This window comes from Tigheibacillus halophilus, assembly GCF_042683165.1.
Lineage (GTDB): Bacteria > Bacillota > Bacilli > Bacillales > Amphibacillaceae > Tigheibacillus > Tigheibacillus halophilus.
Window position 1 is genome coordinate 86,811 of sequence record NZ_JBHUIZ010000014.1, and the last position, 24,498, is coordinate 111,308.

The window sequence follows — 24,498 nt, forward strand, 5'->3', positions numbered from 1 at the left end:
TCTTACACACCACTCTTTTAACTTTACTTAGTAAACCTGGTATTCTTTAGATATCGTAGATACTTCAGTTCCATTTCTATACAGTAAGGAATGGTTTTCACGCTTTCCTTACTGCTAAAAAAAGTATAGCATAATCAAGAAGAAGAAAACGCAAATATACAGTAAAGAAGGGATTCCAATGAAACCTAATGGATGGATTATATACAATGGCAGTTTAAAGGGAGGTTCATTTCTAGATTATGCAAGTATGCTTCAGGAAGCAATGATCCGGAAAAACAGCCAGGCAAAAATCATATCTAATACGGACCTGCCTGTACTTTTGCATCAAGAACAATTGGAACTGGTAAGTAAAAATACTTTTGCCAAACCCGATTATGTCCTTTTTGCAGACAAAGATATTTATTTGGCAAGGCAGCTGGAATGGATGGACCTGCAAGTATTCAATAAGGCTGAAACAATAGCCGTAAGTGATGATAAAATAGCAACGTACCAAAGATTGGCACGCGCCGGGCTTCCTATTCCGAAAACAATCGTTTCGCCGAAAGTGTTTCTTCAACATGATTTGGAAAAATTCTCCTATACTGAAGCGGTCATAAAAGAATTAGGCTTCCCTATGATTGTCAAAGAGGCATTCGGCTCATTTGGAGAACAGGTACATCTTATTCAAGAAAAATCAGGATTGCTGGATATAATACGCAGACTGCATGGCAAGCCGTTTATGTTCCAGGAGTTCATTCAGACAAGCTACGGAACAGACGTACGCCTCCAAGTTGTAGGAAATCGAGTAGTTGCGGCAATGAAACGAATTGCCAGGGACGATTTTCGAGCCAATGTCACTGCTGGCGCTTCGATGGAACCTTATCACCCGACATATACAGAAGAAAAACTGGCGGTTGCAGCAGCAAAAACGATTGATGCGGATTTTGCAGGGATCGATTTACTATTTGGTAAAACAAGCCCGGTTGTTTGCGAAATCAATTCAAATGCTCATATTAGGAATCTGCTTAATTGTACAGGGACCAATGCCGCAGATTTTATTGCAGATCATGTACTGCAATCAATACAGTCAGAAGGAGTTAGCCAATGAAAACCACAGGCTGGTTAATATACCGAAAAGACGATGCAGTTAAAAACGAATCGTTCATCCGCTGGTTTATGGAAGAGGCAAACAACCAAAACATCACATTACTGCTGATCCTTCGTGAGAATTTGGAAGTTGGTATTCATCACAACCGTTTTACCGCCAGCTATCAGCAAAAGACAATCCAAATCCCGACACTTGCCATCGTCAGAACCATTGAGCCCCAGCTAAATTTTATCCTGGAACAAATGGGGATACAGGTTTACAATTCATCCGAAATTTCCCGGATATGCAATCATAAAGGGTTGACTCATTTATATGTACAAATGCTAGGTATTCCAATGGTGGATACTATTTTCACCAAAACGGACTGTCTGACTGAAACTCCCCCCATTCCTTTTCCTTTAGTTGTCAAAGAAGTTGCTGGCAGAGGGGGCAAGCAGGTACATTTCCTCCCTGACCAACAAACTTGGCAGCATGTAACAATACAGCTTCCTCAGGGGGATGTGATCATTCAAAGCAGCGCTGATGTCCAGCCCGGGAGGGATATCCGCGTTTTTGTGGTTGGAAAGAAAATCATCGGAGCCGTCCTGCGTAAAAGCGATAATGATTTCAGAGCTAATTTCACACTTGGAGGTACTGCGGAGTGGTATGAACTAAGTCAAAGTGAAAAAGAAACGATACAAACGATCATCAATCATTTTGATTTCGGTATGGTGGGTATCGATTTTTTAATCGACCATACCGGCAGACTGCTCTTCAATGAAATGGAGGATGTTGTGGGGTCAAGGACGTTGAGTGAAGTCAGTGAGGTAAATATTCTTAAAGAATATATCAAATTGATCAAACACTCCCTAAAAATTGATAAATAAATTTCAATCAATATGCAAAAGGAATATACAACCTTTTTTCTTTTTTATTTAAAATTGTTGTCCAATATAAAAGTTTTGATACGATAAAAAACAGACTGTCCCAAAGGATTTCCCTGTTGGAAACAGTCTGTCTCGTCATCTTTCCTGCAATTCAATCAGCCGTGCTTTCACTTTCGCTTGTTTTTCAAGATAATCTTTTTCTTTCCGTTTTTCTTCCTCTACCACTGCATCTGGTGCTTTGTTAACAAATCCTTGATTACCAAGCTTCTTTTGAACACGACTGACTTCTGCAGTCCATTTGTCCAGTTCTTTTTGAAGTCTTGCTATTTCCTTGTCAAAATCGATTAGACCTTCCAGCGGGATAAAGATTTCTGCTCCTGTTACTACCGAAGTCATCGCCTTTTCCGGCACATTAACATTCGCAGCGATTGTCAAACTTTCTGCATTGCAAAACCGGTCGAGATAAATATGCTCTTCTTGCAGTTCTTCAACGATTTCTTCGTTTTCTGCCTGGATAAGAAGCGGAATTTTTTTAGACATCGGTGTATCGACTTCAGCTCTGATATTGCGCACTGATTTAATGATCGCAACCAACCGTTTCATTTCTTTCGCAGCTTTTTCATCATGGTAGTGCGCTTTGAATGCAGGCCAATTAGCAATAGTGATTGAGGGACCTTCATGCGGCAGCTGCTGCCATATTTCCTCTGTAATATATGGCATGAACGGGTGCAGCATGCGCAAACTATGATCAAGTACATAGGCCAGAACGGACCTGGTTGTTTGCTTCTGTTGTTCATCCTCCCCATATAAAGGCAATTTGGCCATTTCTATATACCAATCACAAAAATCATCCCAAATAAAGTTGTACAAATGACGTCCGGCTTCACCAAAATCGTATTTATTGGCATGCTTTGTGACGTTTTCAATCGTTTCATTCAAACGAGTGAGGATCCATTTATCAGCAAGCGTTTTGGGCTGGGATAAGTCAATGTCATCGTATGTGAAATCAGCCATATTCATTAGGCAGAAGCGTGAAGCATTCCAGACCTTATTAGCGAAATTCCAAATAGACTCCACTTTCTCCCAATAAAAACGCAGATCCTGACCTGGTGTGGAGCCGGTAAGCAAGAAATAGCGTAACGAATCCGCCCCGTATTTATCAATGACATCCATCGGGTCGACACCATTGCCAAGCGATTTACTCATCTTCCTTCCTTCCGCATCGCGGATCAGACCATGAATAAGCACATCTTTAAACGGTCTTCTGCCAGTGAATTCCTTGGACTGGAATATCATTCTCGATACCCAGAAGGTCAGAATATCGTAACCTGTCACTAATACATTTGTTGGGAAATAGCGTTTGAAATCAGCAGATTCTTCATCCGGCCAGCCCATCGTTGAAAATGGCCATAAAGCAGAAGAGAACCATGTATCAAGTACATCTTCATCTTGCTCCCAGTTTTCTATATCAGCTGGTGCAGTGTGCCCGACGTAAATTTGTCCTGTTTCCTTATGATACCAAGCAGGTATACGATGTCCCCACCAAAGCTGACGGGAAATACACCAATCACGAATGTTTTCCATCCAAAATTCATAATTATGTTCAAATCTTTCCGGAACAAAGTGTACTTTGTCTTCTCCCTTTTGCATCTCTAATGCTTGTTTTGCCAATGGTTTCATATCAACAAACCATTGTGTAGAGAGATATGGTTCAACTACTGCTCCACTGCGTTCGGAATGACCGACTTGATGCACGTGATCCTCGATTTCAAAAAGAACACCCATGTCCTGCAAATCTTTCACAATTTGCTTGCGGCATTCGAAACGGTCCAACCCTTCATATTTTCCGGCGTTTTCATTCATTGTGCCATCCTCATGCATGACCAAAACGCGTGCTAAATCATGGCGATTGCCTACTTCAAAGTCATTGGGGTCATGAGCCGGTGTAATTTTCACTGCACCAGAACCGAATGCCATATCAACGTATCTATCGGCAACGATTTCGATTTCTCTCCCCACAATCGGTAAAATGACTTTCTTCCCAATCAAGTGCTGATACCTTTCATCATTCGGATGGACAGCAACAGCTGTATCACCAAGCATTGTCTCCGGCCTGGTTGTGGCGATATCTATCGTTTCATTACTGTCTTTGATCGGGTAATGCATATGATAAAATTTCCCCTGGACTTCTTTGTATATAACTTCAATATCAGATATTGCAGTCTTCGTCTGAGGATCCCAGTTAATGATATATTCCCCGCGGTAGATCAGCCCTTTATTATAAAGGGTGACGAAAACTTCACGGACTGCTTGGGAAAGCCCTTCGTCCAACGTGAAGCGCTCTCTGGAATAATCAAGTCCGAGACCTAACTTTTCCCACTGTTTACGAATGAAAGCAGAATAATCTTTTTTCCATTCCCAGGCAGTTTTCAAAAAATTCTCTCGTCCTAAATCATAACGTGATTGACCTTGTTCCCTTAATTTCGCTTCTACTTTCGCCTGTGTTGCGATTCCAGCATGATCCATACCAGGCAGCCACAGAACATCATAGCCCTGCATTCGCTTCATACGGGCAATAGTATCCTGAATAGCCGTATCCCACGCATGCCCCAAATGCAATTTGCCTGTGACATTGGGAGGTGGAATCACAATTGAATATGGTTGCTTATCAGGATTCCCGGTTGCTTCAAAAAATTTCCCTTCCACCCAGAAGTGGTACCAATTTTTTTCAACGGTCTGTGGGTTGTATTTACTCGGAAGCGACTTATTTTCTTCCATCAGAACTCCTCCTCGACAATTTCGAAAGAACCAGCAATTTCAGGTGAACCGAATATGCAGAAAAGGCCTTTTCGTCCTGTAAAAAGGACGAAAAGACCTATAACTTTTCGCGGTACCACCTTTATTTGCCAGCATTTCGCTTGCACGCTTGAATTGATAACGGTCAGTGACCGGCTTTGCTTACACTTGGCGACACCAATTTCAGCAAAACTGCATCAAGGGCGACCTTCCAGTCAATGTTCCCAGGAGACTTCCACCAATTTCTGTCCCCTTCTCTGTATGGTTCATGAACTGTACTCTTCCCTATCATTGCATTTGAATGTTAATCTCATTTTAACGAATCAATTTACCAAAAGCAATAAATTTGTTAGGGATAACAGTGTTTTAATATATTCGCCAGATTCCTTATAAAAAATACACACATATTTGCACAAACTGCCCTGTCTGGTACATAGGATATATAAAACGGTCTTGCTAACTTTATGCTGGGCCTATCAAAAAGGATGATCGATATGGCGAGATATTACCGTTACAGATTGCCCCCTTGGGCCAGAAGATGCCTGATTATCGCGGAAGGCTGCACATTGCCAATCATGATTTTTCAGCTTATACGGACCATCTTCTTCCCAACAACTTTCGATGTGCTGCTTCTTGGTGTCTTTATCGGATTATTCGTTGCCTTCCAATTGAGGTGGATTTGATGAATCATCCGCTGAATCAGCAACTGCATGCTGTTCATCCATAAAGTGCTTGAGTGCTGTTCCGAAAAGTAATGGCCGGGCTAAATGCTGCAATTCCTGCACTTTCGAAGTCATGGAAAGACAGCTGGTTTTATCGACATAAGACCGAATCAACTGAAAATAATCATTCGGGTTCAACAGATGAATGAGCAGCATCTGACACTGTACGATATCCAGTTCATTTCTTTCCATGTAAGCAGCGAAACCTTCCAGAAATGAGTGCGGATCCGGATGATAATGCTGTGAAACTTCACCGAAATATACACTTAGATCAGCAACAGGACTGTCAAAAGAAGCACTTTCCCAATTTAAAAAGTAAACATATTTACCGCAATATATATGTTCCGGCAGTAATTTACCATGGCTTAAACTGCTTTGCCAATTAATTGTTTCATCGAGATGCTCCAACAAATCTTCAAGTATGGAATCATTCACTTCCATGCTGGCCCTCACTTGATGATATTGCGTGCATGCTAGCAATTCAAAAGGTGACATATATCTTTGATTTTCAAAAACAGTAATATATGCCTCCATTTTTTCCTTACATTTACGGCAAAACTTCAAATATTTTTGCAAGCTGTTTTTCATTTTTTCAGTCTTTAATTGTACCTTCTGCTCTGTTTTCACATGCATTTGTGCGAGTTCCTCTAAAACGCGGCGCGTGTCATGTACATTTTCATTCATTTCCAACCACGGTTGTACGTAATAGATATCATCTTGAACAAGTGTAAAAAGCTGGCCATCTTTATTCAAATATACTGGCAGAACCGTATGAATCCCCGTATGGTATGCTTGTCTGAATACCTGTTCCCAAATTTGGACAGTAGCTGGAGTCAACCGGCTCTTTTTCAATGCGAAATCTCCTGCGTCTGTACTTATTTTATATAGACGGTTTCCAATAGGCTCCACATGGTTATATACCAGATTGTAGCCAGCCAGAGCCCTCTTTGTATTCGTGTTCATATAAACTGATCACCACCTAAAAATATACCCCCTTGTTTGCTTACAAGGGGATATCAGTGTGCGTTTTTTGTTTAATGATCTTTTTTTCGCATGGGAATATACAGCAGCTGCCCCGGAGAGATATTTTCACTGTCCAGACTGTTCCTCTTTATGATATGCATGGAAGTAAGCTGATATCTTTCTGCAATGGATTCAAGCGTGTCTTTATCCTGCACGATACATAGTTTCATCTTCGTGAATTGGTCTCCTTCATCTTCTTCTCTGGATTGAAACATATCTGACAAATAACTGATATCTGCTTGCGATGCTTCCGTTTCCTCGGAATTTTCTTCCCCAGCTGCGGTCTGTTCCTCTTCCTTGTTAAGTGGCACCCTGTCAGGGTGCAAAGAGGAGGATTCTGCAGAAACATCAAAAACATTCGATGTTTCATAGGATTCATATGCCGGCGGATCACTGTAAACGGCTGATGATTCATTTGATTCATGCCCGCTTGATTCCGACTCCTGCTGTTTACCAAAAAATTCATCAAAACTCTGCGATTTTGTCCACTTCCATCTTCCATCAGATGATTCTTTCGATTCTTTCGTTTCTTCGAATGAAGTAGTATCTTTGTTTTCTGTCGCCTCAGTTTGCTCTTCTGGTAAAGATTCGTTTTCTGTTACAAACTCGGTTTGTTCAAACGGCTCTTCCCGTTCACTTGAGTAAGATTCGATGGACGCTTCATACTCCGATGATACTCGTTCAGTCGAGTATGATTCAATGGACTCTTCATACGTTGATGATTCACCATCGTTTACATGTTCAGAATGCGCCGTCAGTCCTTCGTTCACTCTCTCTCCCATCTCTGCTGTCGTGGATTCCGAACTTTCCTTTTCTTTCTTCAATTCGACACTGAAGCTATCCCATTCCTCCGTCTCCTGTTCAGTATCTCCACCTGAGTCCGGGCTTCTCTCGCTGTTTGAAATACCATGAATAGCAATATCAGCTGTCACAACTAGCTGGGCCGGATCAGGCAAAGTATAATCGAAGGATTCGATATTTACTGCCACATCATTCAAATCTGCAATCCGATATAATGGAACAGATATTTCAACGGGAAATTGATGCGAGAACATAGCAAAACCATTCTCATCTGCCTCGACAGAATCAATATAACGTAACGCTTGCTTTTCGAACGACGGTTGCATTTGTTCCACAACAGAATTGTCCACTGACCTATATTCTCCATGCAAGGCAATCACTCCCCTGATGGAAATATAATCGCCGTATGTTTGAATGGAAATTTCCGGCTCCAGTGAAATACCGGTTATTTCTGAAACCTGTTGATGATCTTCGAAATAAACAGACTCTCGTAAATCAAATTGAAATACAGATTCTCCGTTATTCAAGCTAGTTCACCCCTTTATCACATGCATTAACCCATTCTTTCATGTCAACATTATCTATATGAGTCCTTCCTGAAGGATATGCTTATCAGTGAATAATTTGGATACGAATGACGCAAAAAAAACCAGTCAGAAGACTGGCTTTTAAAAATCACTTCTCTATTTTTGAAAATGCTTTCCTGATTGCTGCAACAGTTTTTTCGATGTCTTCATCAGTATGTGCTAAGGACAGGAACAGACCTTCGAATTGTGAAGGAGGAAGGAATATGCCTTCTTCAATCATAGCGCGATAATATTGTGCGAAATAATTGAGATTGGACTGCTGTGCGGTAGCAAAGTTTGTAACAGGCACATCTGAGAAGAAAACACCGAACATGGATCCTGCCCGATTGACCTGCAATGGAATGCCAAACTCTTGTGAAGCTTGTCGATATCCTTCTTCCAGGCGATCTATTTTTTGGCTTATTTCATCATATGAAGAGGCTTTAACAGCTTTTAAAGTTTCATATCCAGCAGTCATAGCCAGTGGATTTCCCGATAGTGTTCCGGCTTGATAAATCGGTCCTGCCGGCGCTATTTTTTCCATAATCTGTCTCTTACCACCAAAAGCACCTACAGGCAGTCCGCCTCCGATCACTTTCCCAAGACATGTCAAATCTGGAGTGACATCAAAATATCCTTGTGCACAATGATAATCTACTCGAAATCCTGTCATCACTTCATCGAAAATCAGCAAAGAACCATGTTTATCAGCTAACTTACGTAATTGCTGCAAAAATCCCTCTTTGGGCGGAATGACTCCCATATTGCCGCAGACCGGCTCGGCGATAATGCCAGCAATATCTTCACCAAATTTCTCGAACGCTGCTGTCACAGCTTGTATATCGTTAAAAGGAACAGTGATGGTATGCTGCGCTACCGATTCAGGTACACCAGGGCTGTCCGGGAGGCCAAGTGTTGCCACACCTGACCCTGCTTTGATCAGCAGTGAATCACCATGGCCATGGTAACTTCCTTCAAACTTCAGGATTTTATTTCTTCCTGTATACCCGCGGGCAAGCCGTAATGCACTCATCGTCGCTTCTGTCCCTGAATTTACCATCCTTATCATTTCTATTGAAGGTACACGGTCGATAACGAATTCCGCCAATTTGTTTTCAATCAAAGTTGATGCGCCAAAGCTGGTTCCTTTTATTGCCGCTTCGCCTAGTTCAGCCACCACTTTATCGTCTGCGTGACCTAATATGAGGGGGCCCCAGCTCAATACATAGTCAATATATTCATTGCCATCAATGTCTGTAATTTTTGATCCTTTTCCGTGATCCATGAAAATCGGATCCATGTCCACTGATTTAAACGCTCGGACAGGAGAATTCACACCGCCAGGCATCAAATTGACTGCCTCTTTGTATGCATCGATTGATTCATCAAATTTTTTCATTCATTTATCACTCCAAACAACTTTTTTGAAAAACGATTACTAACCATCCAAATAGCTTTTATGTTTAATCTTCCTTCAGCCATTTGCATACATCTTTTGCAAAATAAGTGATAATCAATTCACAGCCGGCCCGCTTCATGGACAGTAAAGTTTCCATAACCATTTTTTTCTCGTCAATCCAACCATTCCGTGCAGCTGCTTTAACCATGGCATATTCACCACTGACATTATAACCCACTACAGGTATGTGGCAAAGATTGCGCACATCACGGACAATATCCAAGTACGACATAGTTGGCTTAACAATTAAAAAATCAGCGCCTTCTGCTATGTCCGTCTCAGCCTCCCGAAGCGCCTCTTCACGGTTCGCAGGATCCATCTGATATGATTTTCTATCTCCAAATTGCGGAGTACTGTCTGCGGCATCACGGAAAGGACCATAAAAAGCGGAAGCATATTTTACTGCATAAGACATGATTGGGATATTTTGAAAACCGGCTTCATCCAGTGCTTGTCGAATTACTGTCACAAAACCATCCATCATATTAGACGGTGCAATAATATCCGCCCCGGATCTTGCCTGGGAAACGGCTGTTTTAGCAAGAAGTTTCAATGATTCATCATTATCCACATCATGTTGATGGATAACTCCACAATGACCGTGAGATGTATATTCGCATAGACAGGTATCTGCAACGACAAGTAATGCCGGAGCTATTTTTTTAATCAGCCTTGTCGCCTCTTGAATAATACCCTTATCAGCAAACGCCCCGCTGCCTATTTCATCTTTGTCACTAATGACGCCAAACAATATGACAGATTTGATTCCCAGCCGGACAACTTCTTCTATTTCTTCTTGAAGGAGGTCAAGAGAAAGTTGATACACACCCGGCATAGACGGCACCTCATATTTGACGTTTTTTCCTTCGGATACAAAAATCGGATAAATGAAGTCCTCTGGCCGCAAATGATTTTCTCTGACCATCGACCGCATCGCTGCAGAAACTCGCAATCGGCGGTGTCTTTTAAAATCTGGTAGTTTGTCCATCATATATCATTCCTTTTTTCATGATAATCTTCCATGCAGGCAATCATTCCTTCTATCGTATACTCGCTTGGCACAAGTACATCTCTAAAACCCGCGGATAAAGCTTTCTGTCTTGTTGTATTTCCAATGCAAACGCAAGTAGCATTTATATTTTGCCTAAGTGGTTCATCAGCAAGCTTCTCGTATGCAGCGACTGCCGAAGGACTGGTAAAAGTGAGAAAATCAATTGGTTTGTGCTGCAATATATCGTTGAGCAATGCTTTTGACCGATCAGCAGCGATGGTCTCGTAAACTTCCAACATATCGTATGCCACTTTTTTTTTAGCCAGCTGCTTTGGCAGAATCATCCTGGACAAATTGCCGCGCACAAGCAGAGCTTTGCCGCTAATTTTAAATCGGTCCAAAAATTGTTCAGCCATATGGTCCGCATCATATATTGTAGGTATGAAATCGGCCCTGCGCCCCCCGTATTTCCGAAGTGACTTTTCCGTCTTATGACCGACAACTGCAATTTTAACATGACCGAAAGAGGAAGCAGGAATATGGTACAGCTCAATTAGTTCATAGAAATGTTTCACTCCGTTAGCACTTGTGAAAAATATCCATTCGTAGGCAGCAAGCTGTCTCAGTCGCCTTTCATTTTCCCTAGATGCCTCGCAGGAAATTTGCAGTAAAGGTACTTCAATCGGCAGGCCGCCATGAGCGCGTATCTTTTCTGAAAATGTTTTTCCCTGTTCTTTTTCCCGGGTGACAAGTATACGAGCTTGTTGCAGTGTCATGATTCATTCATATCCTCTTTCACTTCATCTACTATATCTTTAGCGCCCCGGGCAATTAATTTTCTTGCTGCATCCTGGCCAACCTTTTCCGGGTTTCTGCCACGAACTGTTTCGCGCAGGATCGTCTTACCATCGGGAGTTCCGACAAGTGCATTCAACACAACCTCTCCCTGTTCCTGATAAGCGAACCCGCCAATAGGGATTTGACATCCACCTTCTAATATCCTGAGGAAAGTACGTTCAGCAAGCACTGTTGCTGCTGTATGCTCATCGTGGATAGCAGAAAGCAAATCAACTAACTCTTTGTCCTCGGACCTGGATTCAATTGCTAAAGCACCTTGGCCCACAGCTGGAACGCATAAGTCGGCATCGAGATATTCGGTGATGATATCTTCGCTCATACCGACTCTTTTCATCCCGGAAACAGCCAGGATGATGGCATCGTAGTCTTCCTCGTGCAATTTATTGATACGTGTTTCAATATTACCACGTATCCATTTGATTTCCAGGTCGGGTCTTGCAGCAAGTATCTGTGCACCCCGTCTCAAACTGCTCGTACCCACCAAAGCTCCCTTTGGCAGCTCGGCTAGTTTTTTGCCACTTTTAGAAAGCAGGGCATCTCGGTGATCCTCCCGTTGAGGGATGCATGAGATAGTCAGTCCTTCCGGCAGTTCGGCAGGCATATCTTTCATACTGTGAACAGCAAAATCAATTTCCTTATCATACATCGCCTTCTCGATTTCTTTGACAAAAAGACCTTTCCCTCCTACTTTTGATAAAGTCACGTCGAGAATCTTGTCACCCTTTGTAACTATTTTTTTGATTTCGAACGGGTTCTCAACGCCCGCTTCCTTCAACTTTGCAATCACCCATTTAGTTTGAGTCATAGCTAAGTTGCTTTGTCTTGACCCAACTCTGATTGTACGCATCCTCATCCTCCTAGAAGTAATAATCGTTTAACTGACTGATAGGTTTACACTGAAAAGTGAAAATTTGACAGTACTGAAAATAAGAAAAAGTTGACGAGCAATATCAGAAACGCCGCGATATTGAAAATGACCAGCGATTTCCCATAATAGCCACTAACTAGCCGCAAAATAAGATAGAATACATATACAAACAAAACGAATATCGATCCGATCGTTTTTAAATCAAACCAATAAAATACTGCTCCTGAATCATAAGCCCAAGCAAGTCCTAACAAAAGCCCAATCAACAACATAGGCACACCAATAGTTATCGCCTGAAAAGAAAGTTGATCCAGTTGAGCTAAATTACCGAATCGCTTCAGCCACCTCCAGCCTTTTTTACCTTTCAGCAAACGATACTGCAACATATACATCACGGAAAAAATGAACGCTAGTGTGAAAAATCCGTAGGAAATGATTGCTGCTGCAATATGAGCTACCAGAATTTCATTGACAAAATTGACGACTGAAGTATTCATTTGCTCCCTGGCTGCAGTGACAGTATAAAGCAGCAAAATAAGAAACCCGAATATATTCGTAAACAAGACGATAAAATGGATGCGGAAAAGCCTGTTGATGATTAGCGAAAAAGCGATCAGTATCCAACTGTATATAAATAAGCTATCTGTTAATGTGCCGATTGGAAAAGCTTGGTGGACGATCATCTGCTTGCATAAAAAAACGGTTTGCATTATCCAAACCATACAAAGAAACCAAAAGGCAAATTGCTTTGCCTTTCGATTATGTTGTATAAAATCTATGAAATAGCCGATAAGGCTGAATGCATACATAAGCAGAATGCCTTCATAAAATAATTTCATGATAAACACCCCAGCATCTCTTCCTGATTAGTTGACGGGAAAACCGTCAATGGAAGGAACAGCTGTCTTTTTTGTTTGATCGAATATAGTCTGTTTTTTTTCAGCTGCTTGTGTTTGCTTGTTTTTTTCATCCTGCAGTTCATCTTCAATTCCGAAGATATGGACTAACAATGATAATTTGTCTTCTGCATGATCCAAAGCAGCCATTTCTTTTGCCTGTGTTATAGGTGTTTTCAGCAGCTGATTAATGATACTCTTCGTGTGCTTGCTGAGTACTTTTTTCTCGCGGTCAGTCAAATCAGGCATTTTTCTTTCTATACTCTGCATTGTATCAGCTTGGATCTTCAACGCCTTTTTCCGCAAAGCAGTAATAACAGGAACAACGCCAAGCATCTTGACCCATTCATTGAAAGATGCAATTTCTTTTCCGATGGATGCCTCGATTTGCTCAGCAGCTTGTTTTCGTGCAGCAAGATTTTCATCCACTATATGCTGCAAGTCATCGATATCGTATAAAAACACATTTTCCAATTCGTTGATGGCCGGATCAGCATCCCTTGGAACCGCGATATCGACGATACACAAAGGACGTCCTTTTCTTTGCTTCATGACAGGCAGCAGATCGGCTTTTTCCAATACAGTATGGGAAGAGCCAGTCGAGCTGATCAATATGTCCGCATGCAGCAGTGAATCATCTAGTTTTTCAAAAGGTGCTGCTTTTGCCTGAAACTGCTTGGCAAGTTCTATCGCTTTTCGGTGTGTCCTATTGATGACAGTGATGTCCGATGCGCCAGACCCATGCAGATTTTTCGCAGTCAATTCGCCCATCTTACCGGCGCCTATGATTAAAACTCGCTTATTATCAATGCCTCCAAATATCTTTTTGGCCAATTCTACAGCAGCATAGCTTACAGAAACGGCACTTTCGCCAATGGCAGTTTCATGTTGCGCTTTTTTGCCAAACGTGATGGCTTGTTTGAATAATTCGTTGAAAATCGTTCCTGTCGTCTGCAATTTTTGCGCAGTCAAAAACGCTTGCTTCACTTGCCCTAATATCTGGGTTTCCCCAAGTACCATTGAATCCAATCCGCAAACCAAACGCAGCAGATGGGACACAGCATCATCATTCTCTTCAATCTGCAAATAAGGTGCAAAAACATTTTTTTCAATTTGAAACCAATTTTCCATAAATTGTTTCACATAATAACGTCCTGTATGAAGCTGGTCCACGACCGCAAAAATCTCTGTCCGGTTACAAGTGGACAAAATGACATTTTCCAAAATACTTTTTTGTTCTTTCAATGTCCGCATAGCCTGGTCGAGTGTACTGTCAGAAAAAGCCATTTTCTCCCGAATCTCGACCGGAGCTGTTTTATGGTTAAACCCTACTTTAAGTACGTGCAAAAATATCTCCTCCGTTTAATAGGTGAAGAGTTTCATTCGAAAACATTCACTTGTATAATAACTATTGATACCATTACTATTGTACCACAAATCACTATTTTAAAATGTGAATAGTGTTTGAAACAATTGCTGGTATTCATTCGTATTACGTGCTATATGACGAACTTTACCACAACAATGCATGGGACTCAAGAAATCAAGCTTTGAAGGGAGATTACATGAAAAGAAATCACACTTTTGCAGGCTATCTGCTTGTTGGCATCGGTGCCTATTTTTTACTGAAACAGTTGCAAGTTCCGATATTAACGGACTTTTATTCATGGCCGACACTTCTTATCATCATCGGAGCAGTATTTTTATTTTACAGCCATACGGCTAAAGAACATGAACACTTGTTCACTGGCACGCTGCTATTGGGACTTGGTATCCATTTCCATGGCATCGCTCATTATACGTTCTGGCCGCAGCACTGGGCAATGTTTCCCCTGATTGTGGGGGTAGCGTTTCTTGTCCGCGCACTGAAAACAAAATCAGGATATCTGCCTGGAATCATCCTTTGTCTCATTTCGTTGCCTATGCTGCTTTCCATCCAACTGCCAGACTGGTTTCAACAATTATATTTGACTTTCGATTCTTTAAAAATGTATTGGCCGATCATTCTGATCGCCATCGGAATTTATATGTTGATGCGCAAAAAATAGACTGTAATATGTACTGAACCCCAAAAGGTAGCGTGAGAATCTAACTTTTGGGGTTGTTTCTATGACTAAATATCGTGAGGGATTTTACATAAAACTTGTTACTGAGTATTTGAATGGCAGTCTTGGGTATCAATTATTGAAGAAAAAATACAATACGCCCATATTATACAGGTCTTTCGCCTTTAGACAGTATGCGCATCGGCTAAGAAAAAACAGTTCACTTTCTCCATTATTGCTGATGGCCGTGTTTAATCGCTGTGCTATAATATGGAACCTAAAAATTCTTGGGTCCGCTGCTCCTGCGGATGATCGAATATCCGTTCAGGTTGACCAGACTCTACAATCCTTCCGTCGTGCATATAACAAACGAAATCAGCCACTTCCCTTGCAAATCCCATTTCATGGGTCACAACAACCATAGTCATTCCATCGTTGGCAAGCGTCTTCATTGTTGCCAGCACCTCACCAACCAATTCCGGGTCAAGCGCGGATGTCGGCTCGTCAAACAGCATCACATCGGGTTTCATAGCAAGTGACCTTGCAATAGCGACACGCTGTTTTTGCCCTCCGCTCAGTTTGGATGGATACACATCTTTTTTTTCTAAAAGACCGACTTTATCTAATAATTCCTTTCCCTCTTTCACTGCAGTTGACTTGGGAACTTTCTTCACCTGTATCGGACCTTCAATAACATTTTGCAGGACTGTCTTATGCGGGAATAGATTGAAATGCTGAAAGACCATTCCGACTTTCTCCCTGATTTTGTTCAGATTTGCCTTTTTCGGCTCAACTTGAGTCCCTTCGATCGTAATTGAGCCACTCGTTTTTACTTCTAAAAAATTCATGCAGCGAAGCAATGTACTTTTCCCTGAACCGCTGGCACCGATCAGTACAACAACATCGCTTTCCCTGACACTGAAGTTAACATCTTTTAATACATGCAGGTTTCCAAAATATTTATTCAATTTTTCCACACGAATCATTTCATTTGTCTGTTCCATTTTTTCCTCCTATTCGCTGACCGAAAGCTTTTTTTCTACATAGCTGACAACGAAGGTCAGCAATAATACCAGAATCAGATAATAGACAGCACTGACGAGTAGCCATGACATAAAATCAAATGTATTGGATCCCATCGTTGTTGCAACGTTGAAAATTTCTGCCAGACCGACGAATGCCGCCAGTGAGGAGTCCTTCAAGCCAATGATGAATTGGTTTCCAAGGGGAGGCAGCGCCCGGCGAAATGCCTGAGGCAAAATGATGCGGCGCATAGTTTGAGCGCTGGTCATACCGATAGACCTTCCTGCTTCTGTCTGACCATTCCCAATCGACTGGATGGCCCCACGAAAGATTTCAGCGATATATGCTCCGTTATGAAATGCCAAACCCAGAACAGCTGACCAAAATCCGCTGATTTGGAGCGGACCATATGATAGCCCATAATAAAAAATGAAAATTTGTACAATTAAAGGGGTTCCCCTAACAATAAATATATACAGATTGGCAATCCAGACAAAGAACTTTATTTGGGTGATTTTCAATAAAGCAAAAAACAAACCGATAAAAATAGCTATAAAAATGGAAATAACTGTTAATTCCAAAGTTAATTTTGTTGCTTCCAAAAATAAATGTTTTCCTTCTAGAAAAGTTTCTCCTAAATGGGCTAAATAAGCAAACACGTCTCCCAGCATTCTTTCAGCTCCTTCTTCATACTTCTTCCATATGTAAACTAAAACCTGCAAGGCCCTTCACCGCAAGCCACGATAAAGGGCCTTAAGCTTCACTCAATTGTTTTACATGCCTCCGTTTAATCTTTTTCTGGCAACTCGGTGATATCAGCATCAAAGTATTTTTCACTCAATTCTTTCAGCTTGCCATTTTCCCGCATTTTTTTCAGGGCTTTATTAACCGCCTCCAACAATTCAGGATTATCCTTTGACACCGCCACCGCTTGTTCGCTTCTGTCGATCAACTCTTTGCCTTCAATTTTCAAACCATTAGAAATAGCTTCCTTTCCAGTCAGGAAATCGGTGATCACGGCATCATGATGACCTTTTTCAAGTGCCTGTAATGCGACCACATCACTGTCGTATGTTTTAATTTTATCTGTCACTTTCTCAGCAAAACTTGTATACGTGGAACCTTTTGACAATCCTATTTCTTTCCCTTTCAAATCAGTCAGCTTTTCTATATGACTATCCGTACGGACGAAAATCTGGGCACCGGAATAATAATAAGGATCCGAAAAATCAACACTTTTAGCGCGTTCCGGAGTGATCGTATGACTTGCTACCGCGGCATCAAACCGACCAGTTTTCACTCCTTCCACAATGGCGGAAAATTTATATTGCTCCTGAGCCGGTTTCAAGCCTAGTTCTTTCGCAATTTCATTTCCAACCGCTATATCAAATCCCCTCATCTTCCCGTCACTTCCCACATAACTGAAGGGTTTGAACTCTCCAGAAGCAGCGAAGGTAAATGTATCTGCATGAACCAAATCATATGGCATATCTTTGGCCCCGGAAGAACCCGCACTTTCTTTCTTGACCGCTCCACATGCAGACAGAGCACACACTAACAAAACGATAAAAAACGCAAGATTCAGTTTTCTCAACAAACAAACTCCCTTTCAATTTTTAAATTATGCATCATGCAAGAACGGCTTGCCAGCTTGGCTTTTATTATATCAATAACGCCCCCTTCCCACCAATTGCCTATACCTTCATTTTCCAGCTATTCAACGTACTATTCAGTGTTTAATGAAAATACCTCGTTCATGCTCCTATATAAACGTATATCCTGCCAGCTCCGTGAATATGCTTAAAAAGTGGACTGAATTTTAATTTTACACCGAGCAACAAGGATACATACGAAGATCATGTTCAATAAACATTTACCAATTAACAGGTCTGCAATTGATTACTTTGTTTTGTACGGATGATTTATTGGAGGAAAATGTGTGGAATGATATGAACGACGTGTGAAAGCAATTAGAAGCAAGGCAGGACAATTTATGCTTGTCAGATTTCAACCGATCATTAATAATTGAATAAGCCGTCATTACAAAAGGGGCTTGGATATCCAAGCCCCTTTTGTATTTGAATCATATGATTATTTGATTCAAATAGACTGCTGTTTCATTGTTTTTTCATCTAAAGTGCACAGCTTACTTTGTGTCCTTAGGTTTATTCAAAGGTACTGTTTGATAACACCCCATGCCGCTTCCTTTCCTTCGCCTGTTTGCGAAGAAAATGCGATTACAGGATCTGTCTGATCCATCTGAAGCACTTTTCGCGTTCTTTTTAGATATTGTTCTTTTTTTCCTTTTGGTATCTTATCTGCTTTCGTAGCTATAACAATCACATCAAGATTGAAATATTTGAGATAGTCGTACATCTGTATGTCATCTTTCGTTGGTTCATGACGGATGTCCGTAATAAGGAGAACAGCTTTAAGTGTTTCTCTTGTTTGGAAATACTCTTCCAGCATCTGGCCCCATTTTTCACGTTCTTTTTTGGATACTTGCGCATACCCGTAGCCTGGGACGTCCACAAAATAGAATAGTCCGTTGATTTTATAAAAATTCAATGTCTGGGTTTTACCCGGTTTAGATGAAGTTCTTGCCAAACTCTTCCGTTGAATCAGTTTATTGATGAAAGAAGATTTCCCGACATTGGAACGCCCCGCTAAAGCAATTTCAGGCAAAAAACCGCCAGGATATTGCTTTTGGCTCACGGCGCTGATTGTAATTTCGGCATTTGTCACTTTCATTTTTGATTCCCCACTAACGCATATTTTAGTACTTGGTCCAGGTGATTGACAGTAATGAATGTCATCCCTTCACGAATACTTTCCGGAATATCTGTAATGTCTTTTGCATTATCCTCAGGTAATATTATGGTTGTAATGCCCGCACGATGTGCACCCAAAGTTTTTTCTTTCAGACCGCCAATAGGCAGCACTCTTCCACGCAAGGTAATTTCTCCGGTCATAGCAACTTCCCTTTTTACCGCCTTGCCTGTAAGGGAAGAAATCAAAGCTGTTGCCATTGTAATTCCTGCCGATGGTCCATCCTTAGGTACCGCCCCTTCAGGAACATGGATATGAATATCATATTTTTCGTGGAAATCCGGTTCGATTCCGAGTTCTTTACTTCTTGTCCGAATATAACTGAATGCCGCCTGTGCTGATTCCCGCATCACATCACCAAGCTTACCAGTGAGAATCAGTTTCCCTTTACCAGGATAATGTGTAACCTCGATCGATAAAGTGTCTCCGCCAACTGTTGTATACGCCAAGCCCGTAGCTGTTCCGACCTGGTTTTTTGCTTCCATTTGTCCGAAACGAAAGATAGGCTTACCCAGCATGTCTTCCAGTTTTTTTTCCGTTATGATAACACGCTTTTTTTCCTTCGAAACAATCACTTTTGCTGTCTTTCTGCACAGTGTAGCCAGTTGTCTTTCCAACGAACGTACTCCTGCTTCTCTTGTATAACGTCTGATTAACTGCAGCAATGCCTCATCTCGAATCTGCATATTCCCTTTCCTAAGGCCATTCTGCTTTAGCTGCTTCGGAAGCAAGTGTTCCTTTGCAATATGTAGCTTCTCTATTTCAGTGTAACCTGCTATAGAAATGAGCTCCATTCTGTCAAGTAGCGGCCCAGGAATATTATTGATATAATTAGCTGTCGCTATGAACAACACATTGGATAAATCATAGGTTTCTTCGATAAAATGATCACTGAAATTACTGTTTTGCTCCGGGTCTAATACTTCAAGCATTGCTGAAGAAGGGTCTCCTCTAAAATCGTTAGACATTTTATCAATCTCATCGAGCAAAAATACAGGGTTTACCGTTTGAGCTTTTTTCATCCCTTGAATGATACGGCCTGGCATAGCACCGATATATGTCCTTCGATGCCCTCTGATTTCTGCCTCGTCACGAACCCCTCCGAGAGAGATTCGAACAAAATTCCTGTTAATCGATCTTGCAATCGATTTTGCCAAGGAGGTTTTTCCAACCCCTGGAGGACCAACAAGACATAGTATGGGACCTTTGATAGAATCAGTCAGTTTTTGGACAGCTAGATATTCCAAAATCCGCTCTTTGACTTTATCTAAACCATAATGATCCTCATTCAGTATTTCTTGGGCGTAATTTATTTCTATAGTATCTTCAGTTTTTAACGTCCATGGCAGAGACAGCAGCCACTCCAGGTAATTGCGAATGACTGAACTTTCAGCAGAGCTTTTTGGAACAGATTCATATCTATTCAATTCCTTCATGGCAACTTCCAGTATTCGCTCAGGCATGTCCGATTTTTTAATGCGGTTGGTCAATTCTTGCATTTCACTCGTTTTGCCGTCTTTATCTCCCAACTCTCTTTGAATGGCTTTCAGTTGTTCCCGTAAATAATATTCTTTTTGTGTCTGTTCCATTGACGTTTTCACACGCTGCCCGATTTTCTTTTCCAGTTCAAGTACTTTTTGTTCATTGGAGATCAAACCGATTAAATGACGCAAACGCGCTTCTCTGTCTACAAGCTCCAATAGCTTTTGCTTATCACTTATTTTTAATGGTAAATGAGAAGCGACAATATCCGCAACCCTTCCAGGTTCGTCTATGTCCGAGACAGTTGCAAATGTTTCTTTCGTTATTTTTCTGGAAACCTCCAGATATTTTTCAAACTGCTGAAGTAAATAGCGCATAAGCGCTTCTTCTTCATTTTTATCTCCCTCTACTTCAATCAGCTTTTCCGTTGTGACCACGTATTTTTGTTCCGTTTCTTCAAATGTGGTGATTTTCGCACGATAAAGTCCTTCCACAAGCACACGAACAGTATCATTTGGAAGCTTGATCATTTGTTTGACGGCAGCCACAGTACCAACTTGATAAATATCATCCGCTTGTGGTGTATTGATACTTGACTTTTTTTGTGTAGCCAAAAATATGGAATGATCATTCATCATTGCTTTTTCAAGTGCTGCAATAGACTTTTCCCTGCCAACATCCAAATGCAGCACCATTGTTGGAAATACAAGCATACCTCTTAAAGGCAGCAATGGCAGCTGAAGCGTATTGTTCGTCATTATGGTACCTCCGTTTATGTATCGCTTAATTAAATATTAATCTCTGGATATGGTCGCCATTTTCGCATCGCCAAATATGTTTTTCTATGTAAATTAGTATGTCCCTAAAGCAATGTCCTATAGCTATTTTATCCCCCTGCAGCTAAACAGTAAATGAACTTTGGCGTGGGGGTCGTCCATCCAATAGGAATGGGACGCCTTCTGAAGCTGAAAATGGAATAAGACTGACTCCGGCATGCAGTCCCTTTCCGGAGAGAGGAACCGGTAAGCCAAGTCAGTCTCATTATGTTCTAATTCAGATGATTGGCAAAGAAAGCATCAAGAAATCAAGCACTTTCTTTTGGTTTTTTATTGCCATCTTTGACAGATCCATCTCTTAAAATCAGCTTTGGGCTGCCGTCTTCATTTAAAACTGTTTCTTTCATTATCACGCATGTTTCGATGTCATCACGGGATGGGAGGTCGAACATGACATCCAGCATAATCCCTTCAATAATCGACCGCAACCCGCGGGCGCCCGTTTTTCTTTCAATCGCTTTTTTGGCTATTTCCACAAGCGCATCGTCCTCGATCTCGAGCGCAACATCATCCATTTCAAACAGTTTCTGATACTGCTTGACAAGCGCATTTTTTGGCTTAGTAAGAATTTCCACAAGCGCATCTTCATCCAGCGGTTCCAGGCTTCCAATGACAGGGAGCCTTCCGATAAACTCCGGAATAAGTCCAAAGCGAAGCAAGTCTTCAGGCAACACCTTTGACAGCAATTCCCCTTTGTCAAGTTCCAACTGTTCTGTATTCGCACCAAAACCAATCACTTTTTTGCCAAGACGACGTTTGATGACCTGTTCAATACCATCAAACGCACCGCCGCAAATGAACAAAATATTGGTTGTATCGATTTGAATGAATTCTTGATGCGGATGTTTACGGCCACCCTGAGGAGGAACACTGGCTACTGTCCCTTCAAGAATTTTCAACAATGCTTGCTGCACACCTTCCCCCGAAACGTCCCTGGTGATGGAAGGATTTTCAGATTTTCTGGCAACTTTATCGATTTCATCAATATAAATGATTCCCTTTTCAGCTTTCTCTACATCATAATCGGCAGACTGAATGAGTTTCAGCAAAATATTTTCCACGTCCTCACCGACATATCCTGCTTCAGTAAGAGACGTCGCATCAGCCATCGCAAAAGGAACGTTCAGAATCCTAGCAAGTGTTTGCGCCAGCAGCGTCTTTCCGCTTCCTGTCGGCCCAATCATGACAATGTTACTTTTAGAAAGCTCTACATCGTCTGTGCTTTTCACAGAATTAATCCGCTTATAGTGGTTATACACCGCTACAGAGAGACTTTTTTTAGCTTTTTCCTGGCCGATCACATAATCGCTGAGTATTTCACAGATTTCTTTCGGTTTAGGAATTTCCTTGAATTCCGATTCCTCTTCAGATCCCAGCTCCTCTTCTACAATTTCAGTGCAAAGTTCAATACATTCATCACATATATATACACCAGGTCCGGCAACCAATTTGCGGACTTGTTCTTGACTCTTACCACAGAATGAACATTTCAGTTGTCCTTTTTCTTCGTTAAACTTAAACATTCGTTTTTTCACCCCTAAAATTTGTATCTTCCAAGTCCCTGAGTGTGTTCAACAGTCATTGCAATCATATCAAATGCATTTCGCAAACACAAAACAAATACATCTTGTTGTCATATTGTAGCATAACCAGAGAGGTTATGAACAATCAAATCCATGTATTTTTCGAAAATATATTTCAGCATGTTCCTATTATGTATTCTTTGCAGGGAATGTCAACTTTTTTGTATTTACCGGAAAACTTCCCTACTGCTGTATGTATACTTCAATTATGTTTATTCCATCATATGTAGGTTTGTCCTTCTTATGCATGGAAGACTGATTGATTGAAAGAAAACACAAGGCGCGTTCAACACCTTGTGTTTATATGTTTTTTAACAGTTATTATGCAGCTGCTTTGCTGTGCTCCACAAGGAAGTCAAGTGCTTTTTGAACTTTCAGGTCCTCTTTTAGCATGTCTGTGCTGCCGCCAAGCATATTCACAAGCTGGTCTTTTTCAACATTGTACATACCTGCCATTTTATCAAGTTCTGCTTCTACATCTTCATCAGATGCCTCGAGCGCTTCTGCATTGGCGATGGCCTCAAGTGTTAAATTCGTCTTAACACGTTTTTGGGCATCCTCACGCATTTGGTCTTTCAGTGCATTTTCATCCTGTCCTGAGAATTGGAAATACATTTCCAATGTCATTCCTTGCATTTGTAAGTTTTGCTTGAATTCATTCATCATGCGTTCCAACTCAGTTTCAACCATTGCGTCAGGAATTTCCACTTCAGCATTCTCGGTAGCTTTTTCAATCAACGTCGTACGTTTTTTATCTTCTGCACTTTGTTTTTTCTGTTTTTCAAGGTTTTCGCGTGTTTTCTTTTTAAGTTCGTCAAGTGTTTCCACTTCTTCGTCGACATCTTTTGCAAATTCATCGTCAAGATCTGGCAATTCTTTTGATTTGATTTCATGAATTGTCACTTTGAATACTGCCTCTTTGCCTTTCAAGCTTTCTTCATGATAATCTTCAGGGAATGTTACGTTCACTTCTGTTTCTTCGCCGGATTTTTTCCCGATTAATTGTTCTTCAAACCCAGGAATAAATTGGCCTGATCCGATTTCCAAAGAGAAATTTTCACCTTTTCCACCTTCGAATGCTTCCCCATCTACAAATCCTTCAAAATCGATGACCGCTGTATCGCCTTCTGCTACTTCGCCATCTTCTTTTACAACGAGTTCTGCATGATGCTGACGTTGGTGTTCGATTTCATGATCTACATCTTCATCCGTCACAGTCACATCTTCTTCTTCCACTTCAAGTCCCTTGTATTCCCCAAGCTTTACTTCAGGCTTTACAGTGACTTTTGCAGTGAAGACCAGGTTTTTGCCTCTTTCGATTTCTTCAATGTTGATTTCAGGCTGATCAACTGGTTCGATTTTTGCTTCACTAACTGCTGCCATGTATGCATCAGGCAGTACGATATCTACAGCATCTTGATAAAGTGACTCAACACCAAAACGTTTTTCAAAAATTTTACGCGGAATTTTGCCTTTACGAAATCCTGGAATTTGGACATCCTTAACTACCTTTTTAAAAGCTTTGTCCAAAGCTGTTTCAAAATCTTCTGCGCTAGCCTCAAAGGTTAGTACGCCTTCATTTCCTTCATTTTTTTCCCATTTAGCTGACATATATGATCCCTCCGAAAATCTATTTGTTCTTGGCAACAAGAAAAGTGTAAACTCTTTTCTGCCTCATAAGCGAAAATGGCTATCGCCAAGCTTTCTCACAATCATCCATCAAGATATCACTTATACCATTTTTGTTCATATTAGTGAAAATCAAGA

General features: G+C 41.2%; 20 protein-coding genes and 1 other annotated feature. Of the genes, 4 read left to right on the forward strand and 16 right to left on the reverse strand.

Annotation, left to right across the window (positions count from 1 at the left end):
* Positions 1–178 precede the first annotated feature (178 nt).
* On the forward strand, positions 179–1,087 hold the full coding sequence (locus ACFSMW_RS15060) for an ATP-grasp domain-containing protein (RefSeq protein ID WP_390357013.1): 909 nt from the start codon (positions 179–181) through the stop codon (positions 1,085–1,087).
* Entirely contained in the window at positions 1,084–1,953 is an 870-nt protein-coding gene (locus tag ACFSMW_RS15065) for an ATP-grasp domain-containing protein (RefSeq protein ID WP_390357015.1), read from the forward strand. The genes ACFSMW_RS15060 and ACFSMW_RS15065 overlap by 4 nt, the downstream gene beginning before the upstream one ends.
* Positions 1,954–2,088: 135 nt before the next feature.
* Here ACFSMW_RS15065 and ACFSMW_RS15070 read toward each other — a convergent pair whose 3' ends face one another.
* On the reverse strand, positions 2,089–4,731 hold the full coding sequence (locus tag ACFSMW_RS15070) for a valine--tRNA ligase (RefSeq protein ID WP_390357017.1): 2,643 nt from the start codon (positions 4,729–4,731) through the stop codon (positions 2,089–2,091).
* A gap of 80 nt (positions 4,732–4,811) precedes the next feature.
* Positions 4,812–5,050 (reverse strand) — a binding site (T-box leader).
* A gap of 193 nt (positions 5,051–5,243) precedes the next feature.
* Between ACFSMW_RS15070 and ACFSMW_RS15075 the strand changes: the two genes are divergently transcribed.
* Complete coding sequence (locus ACFSMW_RS15075) at positions 5,244–5,432, forward strand: hypothetical protein (RefSeq protein ID WP_390357019.1); 189 nt, start codon at positions 5,244–5,246, stop codon at positions 5,430–5,432.
* Here ACFSMW_RS15075 and ACFSMW_RS15080 read toward each other — a convergent pair.
* The 8 genes from ACFSMW_RS15080 to hemA all read right to left on the reverse strand — a co-directional run bounded on the left by ACFSMW_RS15080 (position 5,400) and on the right by hemA (position 14,280).
* Positions 5,400–6,434: a hypothetical protein gene (locus ACFSMW_RS15080; protein WP_390357021.1), complete on the reverse strand. Its 1,035-nt coding sequence runs from the start codon at positions 6,432–6,434 to the stop codon at positions 5,400–5,402. The genes ACFSMW_RS15075 and ACFSMW_RS15080 overlap by 33 nt on opposite strands.
* Positions 6,435–6,505: 71 nt before the next feature.
* Positions 6,506–7,822, reverse strand: a complete 1,317-nt coding sequence (locus ACFSMW_RS15085; protein WP_390357023.1) for a LysM peptidoglycan-binding domain-containing protein — start codon at positions 7,820–7,822, stop codon at positions 6,506–6,508.
* A 148-nt stretch (positions 7,823–7,970) separates the two neighbouring features.
* Positions 7,971–9,260, reverse strand: a complete 1,290-nt coding sequence (gene hemL / locus ACFSMW_RS15090; protein ID WP_390357025.1) for a glutamate-1-semialdehyde 2,1-aminomutase — start codon at positions 9,258–9,260, stop codon at positions 7,971–7,973.
* 64 nt (positions 9,261–9,324) lie between these two features.
* Complete coding sequence (gene hemB, locus ACFSMW_RS15095) at positions 9,325–10,308, reverse strand: porphobilinogen synthase (RefSeq protein WP_390357272.1); 984 nt, start codon at positions 10,306–10,308, stop codon at positions 9,325–9,327.
* A complete protein-coding gene (locus ACFSMW_RS15100) occupies positions 10,308–11,087 on the reverse strand; it encodes a uroporphyrinogen-III synthase (protein ID WP_390357027.1) in 780 nt (259 codons plus the stop codon). Before ACFSMW_RS15100 ends, hemB begins: the two co-directional genes overlap by 1 nt.
* Complete coding sequence (gene hemC / locus ACFSMW_RS15105) at positions 11,084–12,016, reverse strand: hydroxymethylbilane synthase (RefSeq protein WP_390357029.1); 933 nt, start codon at positions 12,014–12,016, stop codon at positions 11,084–11,086. The genes ACFSMW_RS15100 and hemC overlap by 4 nt, the downstream gene beginning before the upstream one ends.
* Positions 12,017–12,060: 44 nt before the next feature.
* A complete protein-coding gene (locus tag ACFSMW_RS15110; RefSeq protein WP_390357031.1) occupies positions 12,061–12,876 on the reverse strand; it encodes a cytochrome c biogenesis protein in 816 nt (271 codons plus the stop codon).
* A 27-nt stretch (positions 12,877–12,903) separates the two neighbouring features.
* Positions 12,904–14,280 carry a glutamyl-tRNA reductase gene (gene hemA, locus ACFSMW_RS15115; protein WP_390357033.1) on the reverse strand — a complete coding sequence of 459 codons (1,377 nt, stop codon included), beginning with the start codon at positions 14,278–14,280 and terminating at the stop codon, positions 12,904–12,906.
* Positions 14,281–14,498: 218 nt separating this feature from the next.
* Here hemA and ACFSMW_RS15120 point away from each other — a divergent pair, with 218 nt between their 5' ends.
* Positions 14,499–14,981, forward strand: a complete 483-nt coding sequence (locus ACFSMW_RS15120) for a LiaI-LiaF-like domain-containing protein (RefSeq protein WP_390357035.1) — start codon at positions 14,499–14,501, stop codon at positions 14,979–14,981.
* Positions 14,982–15,241: 260 nt separating this feature from the next.
* On the opposite strand, the gene ACFSMW_RS15125 is transcribed toward ACFSMW_RS15120, so the two are convergent.
* From ACFSMW_RS15125 to tig, 7 genes are all read right to left on the reverse strand, one after another.
* Complete coding sequence (locus ACFSMW_RS15125) at positions 15,242–15,964, reverse strand: amino acid ABC transporter ATP-binding protein (RefSeq protein ID WP_390357273.1); 723 nt, start codon at positions 15,962–15,964, stop codon at positions 15,242–15,244.
* Between the two features lie 27 nt (positions 15,965–15,991).
* Positions 15,992–16,672: an amino acid ABC transporter permease gene (locus ACFSMW_RS15130; RefSeq protein ID WP_390357037.1), complete on the reverse strand. Its 681-nt coding sequence runs from the start codon at positions 16,670–16,672 to the stop codon at positions 15,992–15,994.
* 116 nt (positions 16,673–16,788) lie between these two features.
* A complete protein-coding gene (locus tag ACFSMW_RS15135) occupies positions 16,789–17,595 on the reverse strand; it encodes a transporter substrate-binding domain-containing protein (protein ID WP_390357039.1) in 807 nt (268 codons plus the stop codon).
* A gap of 575 nt (positions 17,596–18,170) precedes the next feature.
* A complete protein-coding gene (gene yihA / locus ACFSMW_RS15140; protein ID WP_390357041.1) occupies positions 18,171–18,752 on the reverse strand; it encodes a ribosome biogenesis GTP-binding protein YihA/YsxC in 582 nt (193 codons plus the stop codon).
* A complete protein-coding gene (gene lon, locus ACFSMW_RS15145; protein ID WP_390357043.1) occupies positions 18,749–21,070 on the reverse strand; it encodes an endopeptidase La in 2,322 nt (773 codons plus the stop codon). The genes yihA and lon overlap by 4 nt, the downstream gene beginning before the upstream one ends.
* 326 nt (positions 21,071–21,396) lie before the next feature.
* The gene (clpX, locus tag ACFSMW_RS15150) at positions 21,397–22,671 is read right to left on the reverse strand and encodes an ATP-dependent protease ATP-binding subunit ClpX (RefSeq protein ID WP_390357045.1); all 1,275 of its coding nucleotides are present in this window, start codon (positions 22,669–22,671) and stop codon (positions 21,397–21,399) included.
* A gap of 381 nt (positions 22,672–23,052) precedes the next feature.
* Positions 23,053–24,342, reverse strand: coding sequence for a trigger factor (tig, locus tag ACFSMW_RS15155; protein WP_390357047.1), 1,290 nt, complete (start codon positions 24,340–24,342; stop codon positions 23,053–23,055).
* Positions 24,343–24,498: the final 156 nt, after the last annotated feature.

What these genes read in the sequence shown, in the direction of transcription:
- hemB (WP_390357272.1), bottom strand. Translation starts at nt 10,308, where the DNA reads ATGGACAAACTACCAGATTTTAAAAGACACCGCCGATTGCGAGTTTCT.
- ACFSMW_RS15125 (WP_390357273.1), bottom strand. Translation starts at nt 15,964, where the DNA reads ATGATTCGTGTGGAAAAATTGAATAAATATTTTGGAAACCTGCATGTA.
- hemC (WP_390357029.1), bottom strand. Translation starts at nt 12,016, where the DNA reads ATGCGTACAATCAGAGTTGGGTCAAGACAAAGCAACTTAGCTATGACT.
- ACFSMW_RS15070 (WP_390357017.1), bottom strand. Translation starts at nt 4,731, where the DNA reads ATGGAAGAAAATAAGTCGCTTCCGAGTAAATACAACCCACAGACCGTT.
- ACFSMW_RS15060 (WP_390357013.1), top strand. Translation starts at nt 179, where the DNA reads ATGAAACCTAATGGATGGATTATATACAATGGCAGTTTAAAGGGAGGT.
- ACFSMW_RS15075 (WP_390357019.1), top strand. Translation starts at nt 5,244, where the DNA reads ATGGCGAGATATTACCGTTACAGATTGCCCCCTTGGGCCAGAAGATGC.
- lon (WP_390357043.1), bottom strand. Translation starts at nt 21,070, where the DNA reads ATGACGAACAATACGCTTCAGCTGCCATTGCTGCCTTTAAGAGGTATG.
- ACFSMW_RS15080 (WP_390357021.1), bottom strand. Translation starts at nt 6,434, where the DNA reads ATGAACACGAATACAAAGAGGGCTCTGGCTGGCTACAATCTGGTATAT.
- hemL (WP_390357025.1), bottom strand. Translation starts at nt 9,260, where the DNA reads ATGAAAAAATTTGATGAATCAATCGATGCATACAAAGAGGCAGTCAAT.
- ACFSMW_RS15065 (WP_390357015.1), top strand. Translation starts at nt 1,084, where the DNA reads ATGAAAACCACAGGCTGGTTAATATACCGAAAAGACGATGCAGTTAAA.
- clpX (WP_390357045.1), bottom strand. Translation starts at nt 22,671, where the DNA reads ATGTTTAAGTTTAACGAAGAAAAAGGACAACTGAAATGTTCATTCTGT.
- ACFSMW_RS15100 (WP_390357027.1), bottom strand. Translation starts at nt 11,087, where the DNA reads ATGACACTGCAACAAGCTCGTATACTTGTCACCCGGGAAAAAGAACAG.
- yihA (WP_390357041.1), bottom strand. Translation starts at nt 18,752, where the DNA reads ATGAAAGTGACAAATGCCGAAATTACAATCAGCGCCGTGAGCCAAAAG.
- ACFSMW_RS15130 (WP_390357037.1), bottom strand. Translation starts at nt 16,672, where the DNA reads ATGCTGGGAGACGTGTTTGCTTATTTAGCCCATTTAGGAGAAACTTTT.
- ACFSMW_RS15120 (WP_390357035.1), top strand. Translation starts at nt 14,499, where the DNA reads ATGAAAAGAAATCACACTTTTGCAGGCTATCTGCTTGTTGGCATCGGT.
- ACFSMW_RS15110 (WP_390357031.1), bottom strand. Translation starts at nt 12,876, where the DNA reads ATGAAATTATTTTATGAAGGCATTCTGCTTATGTATGCATTCAGCCTT.
- tig (WP_390357047.1), bottom strand. Translation starts at nt 24,342, where the DNA reads ATGTCAGCTAAATGGGAAAAAAATGAAGGAAATGAAGGCGTACTAACC.